The organism is Tabrizicola sp., from assembly GCF_036781545.1.
Classification (GTDB): Bacteria; Pseudomonadota; Alphaproteobacteria; order Rhodobacterales; family Rhodobacteraceae; genus Tabrizicola.
The window spans coordinates 1-5,171 of record NZ_DAIQAT010000207.1; the positions used below are offsets into that span (position 1 = coordinate 1).

A 5,171-nucleotide genomic window follows, 5' to 3' on the forward strand; every position below is an offset into this window, starting at 1 on the left:
GGTGGTCCAGCGACTGCGCCCCCGATTCATCGTTGTCGATGACGATCTGCGCGGCTTCGTCCGGGTTGGCCTCGGCATATTTCCAGCCCTTCATCGAGGCGCGGACGAATTTCACCATGGTCTCGGCAAAGGCCGGGTCAGAGAGCTTGTCCTCCATCACGTAAAGCCCGTCCTCCAGCACCGTCACGCCCTGGTCGCGGTAGCTGAAGGTCACCAGCTGGTCCGGGGTGATGCCGGCGTCCAGAACCTGACCATATTCGTTATAGGTCATCACCGAGATGCAGGCGGCCTGCTTCTGCAACAAAGCATCGACGTTGAAGGCCTGCTTCAGCACCGTCACGCCGCCTTCGCTGCCGTCGGTCTTCAGCCCCAGCTTCGCCATCCAGGCGTAGAACGGGTATTCATTGCCGAAGAACCATACGCCCAGCGTCTTGCCGGGGAAGTCGGCCGGGCTGGCGACGCCGCTTTCCTTCAGGCAGGTGAACTCCAGCCCGCCGTTCTTGAACGGCTGCGCGATGTTGACCAGCGGCACGCCGCGTTCGCGCGCGGCCAGCGCGGCCGGCATCCAGGTGGTGATCACGTCGGCCTGGCCCGAGGCGATGACCTGCTCGGGCGCGATGTCCGGCCCGCCCGGCTTGATGGTGACGTTCAGCCCCTCTTCCTCGTAGAAGCCCTTGTCCTTGGCGACGTAGTAGCCGGCGAACTGCGCCTGCGTCACCCATTTCAGTTGCAGCGTCACGTCCTCGGCATTGGCCGAACCGGCCATCAACGCCAGAAGACCCGCGGTAAACAGCTTCTTCATCTTCACCTCCATGTTGCCGCCCGGCGGTTCAGCCCCCGGGTCAGGGTTTCAGGTCCTTTGCGACGGATGCCAGAAGGTCACCGCCTTTTCCGCCAGCGCGATCAGCCCATAGAAGGCCGACCCCGCCAGCGCCGCCACTGCGATCTCGGCCCAGACCAGCTCGATGTTCAAGACACCGACCGCCGTCGAGATGCGAAAGCCCATGCCCACCACCGGGCTGCCGAAATACTCCGCCACGATCGCCCCGATCAGCGCCAGCGAGGCCGCGATTTTCAGCCCGTTGAAGACGAAGGGCATCGCGGCGGGCAGCCTCAGCTTCCACAGCGCCTGCCAGTAGCTTGCCCCCCATGTCGCCATCAGGTCGCGCTGCATCCTTTCGCTGGCCTGCAATCCGGCGACCACGTTGATCAGCATCGGGAAGAACACCATCGCCACCACCACGGCGGCCTTCGACTGCCAGCCGAAACCGAACCACATCACCAGAATGGGCGCCAGGCCGACGATAGGCAAGGCCGCGACGAAATTGCCCACCGGCAGCAGCCCGTCGCGCAGGAAGGGCACCCGGTCGCAGGCCACCGCCGCAAGGAACGCCGCGCCGGTGCCGATGACGAAGCCGGAAAGCGCGCCCTTCAGCACCGTCTGCACGAAATCGGCCCAGAGGAGCCCGGTGGACTCGGCGAATTTGCCCGCGATGGCCGAGGGCGCGGGCAGGATCACCGTGGGCACGGCGAAGGCGCGCACCAGCGCCTCCCACAGCACCAGAAGGGTGATGCCGAACAGCACCGGCACGAAGATGCGCCCCGCCAGCGTCCTTCCGAAGGGCCGCCCTGCCACAAGGGTATTCGTCGCCCATGCCCCCAGCCAGAAGGCGATCCCCAGGATCAGCGCAAGGCTCATGCCCTGACCCCCATCTTCTGCGCGACCAGCCGTTCGGTCAGCCCCACCATCAGGATCAGCATCCCCGCCAGGATGGCGCTGGCGAACAGCGCGGCCCAGGTGATCAGCGGCTCGCCATACTGGCTGCCCAGAAGCATCCGCGCCCCCAAGCCTTCCACCGCACCGGTGGGAAGCTCGCCCACGATGGTCCCCACCAGCGCCGCCGCCACCGCCACCTTCAGCGAGGCGAAGAAATAGGGCATCGAGGCCGGCAGCCTCAGCTTGAGGAAGGTCTCGCCCTCGCCGGCCCCGTAGGTTTTCAGCAGGTCAAGCTGCATCTGGTCGGGCGACCGCAGCCCCTTGACCATGCTGACCAGCACCGGAAAAAACGACAGATAGGCCGCGATGATCGCCTTCGGCACCTCGCGCCCCTGAATGCCCAGCTGGTTCGACACCACAAGGATCATCGGCGCCAGCGCCACGATGGGCACGGTCTGGCTGATGATCGCCCAGGGCATCACGCTCATGTCCATCACCCGGAAGCGCACGATGGCCATGGCCAGCAGAACGCCCGCGATGATCCCGAGGCCAAAGCCCATCATCGTTCCCCGGAAGGTGACGAACCCGTGGTAGACGAGGCTGCGTTTCGAGGTGACGGCCTGACCGAACAGCCCCTTCCACAACTCCGCCCCCACCTGATGCGGCGGCGGCAACAAGGGGCGCGCCTGCTCCATGGTCTGCGGCACCATCTCGGCGAAGCTGACCGTGGTCCCCGCGCGCTCGGCCTGGTCATAGACCCAGGTCGAGTTCATCCAGACAGCCGCAGCATACCAGATAACGACGATGCCAATCAGGACGGTGAGAACGGGAAGCGCGCGCTTCATGCCCGCCCTCCCGTCGGCCAGGCGATCATCGCCACCGCCACCACGCCAAGCGCCATCCCGGCCAGTTGCAGCCCCGTCGGCCTCTCGCCGAAGACGAAGATCGCCATGACCGAGATCGCGACCAGTTGGAACACCGCCGACAGCGCGATCGCCAGCCCCAGCCCGTTCAGCCGCATGACCTGCACCATCAGCCAGTTGCCGACACAGAACAGCGCCAGCGCGCCCAGAAGCACCGGCAGCCCGCCTTTCGCCGCATAGACCTTCAGAACCGCATTCGCCGCGACAAAGACCGCCGTCGCAAGGCCGAGCCAGAGGAAGGAGATACCGCTCATGCCGTTATCCCTTCATCCGCGTCCGGCACTTCAGCCGGGCCGCCAGCACGGCCGCCGCGGTCGGGGGCGGCAGTCGCGGCAACTCGGGCGGGGGTTTGGCCATGGCGCATCACCGCTGCCCCCGCAGGTGAGGGTGTATATACGGCGTATGGACAGAAGCCATACGTGATCCATACGCTTTCCAGACGCCTGCCCTACTCGTCATGGTGCCCGGCCCGCAGCCCCTCCCTCACCCGGTGGGCGATCTCGATGAACTCGCGACTGTCACGAATGTCGAGCGGCCGTTCCTTCGGCAAGGGCGAGTCGATCACGTCGGTGATCCGCCCCGGACGGGGCGACATGACGACGATCTTGGTCGACAGATACACCGCCTCCGGGATGGAATGGGTCACGAATCCAATGGTTTTCCCGGTGCGTGCCCAAAGCTTCAGCACTTCCTCGTTCAACCGGTCGCGCACGATCTCATCCAGCGCGCCGAAAGGTTCGTCCATCAGCAGAATGTCCGCATCGAAGGCCAAGGCCCTGGCGATGGAGGCCCGCTGCTGCATCCCGCCGGAAAGCTGCCAAGGGAACTTCTTGCCGAAGCCCTTCAGCTCCACCAGCTCCAGCACCCGCTCGGTCCGCTCTTGTTGATCTTTCTTCGAGAAGCCCATGATTTCCAAAGGCAATCTGATATTCCCGGCAATCGTCCGCCACGGATACAGCCCCGCCGCCTGGAACACATAGCCGTAAGCGCGCTTCCGGCGGGCCTCGTCCGGTGACATCCCGTTAACCGTCAAAGTCCCCGAGGTCGGCGTCTCCAGCGCGGCGATCGCCCGCAGGAAAGTCGTTTTCCCGCAACCGCTTGGCCCGATGAAGCTTACAAACTCGCCCCGAGCGACCGACAGGTTCACGTCCTTCAACGCCTGCACCGGCCCGTCCGCCGTCTGGAAGACAAGGTTCAGCCCCTTGGCCTCGATCACCGGGGATGTGCTTTGCATCGTGTCCTTCATTCTCCGTTCTTTCTTCCGGCCCGGTGGCGCTCTGGCATCTGGCGGTAGATGGTCAGCGCCGCCGCCGCGCCCCCGGCCAGCAGATAGGGCAGCATCAGCACCTCATGCGCAGGTTCACGACCGGCGTAGCGGGCGACCCATCCAAGCACGGAGGCTGCGAGCACAGCCATCACAGCGGCAGACAGCGCGCAATACCGGTCCGCCAGCCCGGCGCGCAGCATCACCTGCCAGCCGATCAGCCAGCCGGCCAGCCAGAACGGCAGGACCGAAGGCATGAACTGCGCCAGAACCACCAGAGCGACCGCAACCACGGCCGTCCCGAACACGAAGCGATCCTCGGTGGGCATCCCCTCCAGCACCGGGACAACCAGATGCATCCCCAGCAGAAGCACAGCCGAAATCACCACAGACAGCGGCACGAAGACCAGAATCCTGCGGTCCAGCCCCGTCTCCCGGCCGAAGTGCCGCATCACACGCCCGTCGCCGGGATACCCGTCCGTACCACGGGCCGCGGGGCGCTCAGATCCTTCCACTGGCTCAGCGCGCGGTTCACCGCCGGGCGCGGCTCGCGGGCGACGAACTGGCCGTGGCCCTCTTGGGTCCGCATCTCGCCGTCATGCACCGCCACATGACCGCGGGCCAGGGTGAAGCGCGGCAGGCCCTTCACCTTCTGCCCTTCGAAGACGTTATAGTCGATGGCCGACTGCTGCTTGCCCGCGGTGATGGTCTTTTCCTTCTCAGGATCCCAGACCACCAGGTCGGCATCCGCCCCCACCAGAACCGCCCCTTTCTTCGGATAGCAGTTCAGGATTTTCGCGATATTGGTTGAGGTTACGGCGACAAATTCATTCGGCGTCAAGCGTCCGCTGCCGACCCCATGAGTCCAGAGCATCGGCATCCGGTCCTCCAGCCCCCCCGTGCCATTGGGGATCTTCGAGAAGTCGCCTACCCCGAACCGCTTCTGCGCCGTGGTGAAGGCGCAATGGTCGGTGGCGACCACGGACAGCGAGCCCGACTGCAACCCGGCCCAGAGGCTGTCCTGGTGCTTCTTGTTGCGGAACGGCGGCGACATCACCCGGCGGGCGGCATGGTCCCAGTCGGGGTTGAAATACTCGCTCTCGTCCAGCGTCAGGTGCTGGATCAAGGGCTCGCCCCAGACCCGTTTGCCCTGCTGGCGGGCGCGGCGGATCGCCTCGTGGCTTTCCTCGCAGGAGGTGTGGACGACATACAGCGGCACGCCCGCCATGTCGGCGATCATGATGGCGCGGTTGGTCGCCTCGCCCTC

7 protein-coding genes are annotated in these 5,171 nt (G+C 65.5%); all 7 read right to left on the minus strand.

Annotated elements, in window-relative coordinates:
- Positions 1-802: ABC transporter substrate-binding protein (locus tag V7Q39_RS19145; protein ID WP_333818208.1), on the minus strand; the 802-nt coding region annotated here is incomplete at its 3' end.
- Positions 803-850: 48 nt separating this feature from the next.
- On the minus strand, positions 851-1,699 hold the full coding sequence (locus V7Q39_RS19150) for an ABC transporter permease (RefSeq protein WP_333818209.1): 849 nt from the start codon (positions 1,697-1,699) through the stop codon (positions 851-853).
- Positions 1,696-2,562, minus strand: a complete 867-nt coding sequence (locus tag V7Q39_RS19155) for an ABC transporter permease (protein ID WP_333818210.1) — start codon at positions 2,560-2,562, stop codon at positions 1,696-1,698. Before V7Q39_RS19155 ends, V7Q39_RS19150 begins: the two co-directional genes overlap by 4 nt.
- Positions 2,559-2,894: a hypothetical protein gene (locus V7Q39_RS19160; protein WP_333818211.1), complete on the minus strand. Its 336-nt coding sequence runs from the start codon at positions 2,892-2,894 to the stop codon at positions 2,559-2,561. Before V7Q39_RS19160 ends, V7Q39_RS19155 begins: the two co-directional genes overlap by 4 nt.
- A gap of 194 nt (positions 2,895-3,088) precedes the next feature.
- Entirely contained in the window at positions 3,089-3,886 is a 798-nt protein-coding gene (locus V7Q39_RS19165; protein ID WP_333818212.1) for an ABC transporter ATP-binding protein, read from the minus strand.
- A complete protein-coding gene (locus tag V7Q39_RS19170) occupies positions 3,883-4,356 on the minus strand; it encodes a hypothetical protein (protein ID WP_333818213.1) in 474 nt (157 codons plus the stop codon). Before V7Q39_RS19170 ends, V7Q39_RS19165 begins: the two co-directional genes overlap by 4 nt.
- On the minus strand, positions 4,356-5,171 hold an 816-nt coding region (locus V7Q39_RS19175), incomplete at its 5' end, for an amidohydrolase family protein (RefSeq protein WP_333818214.1). The genes V7Q39_RS19175 and V7Q39_RS19170, both read right to left, overlap by 1 nt.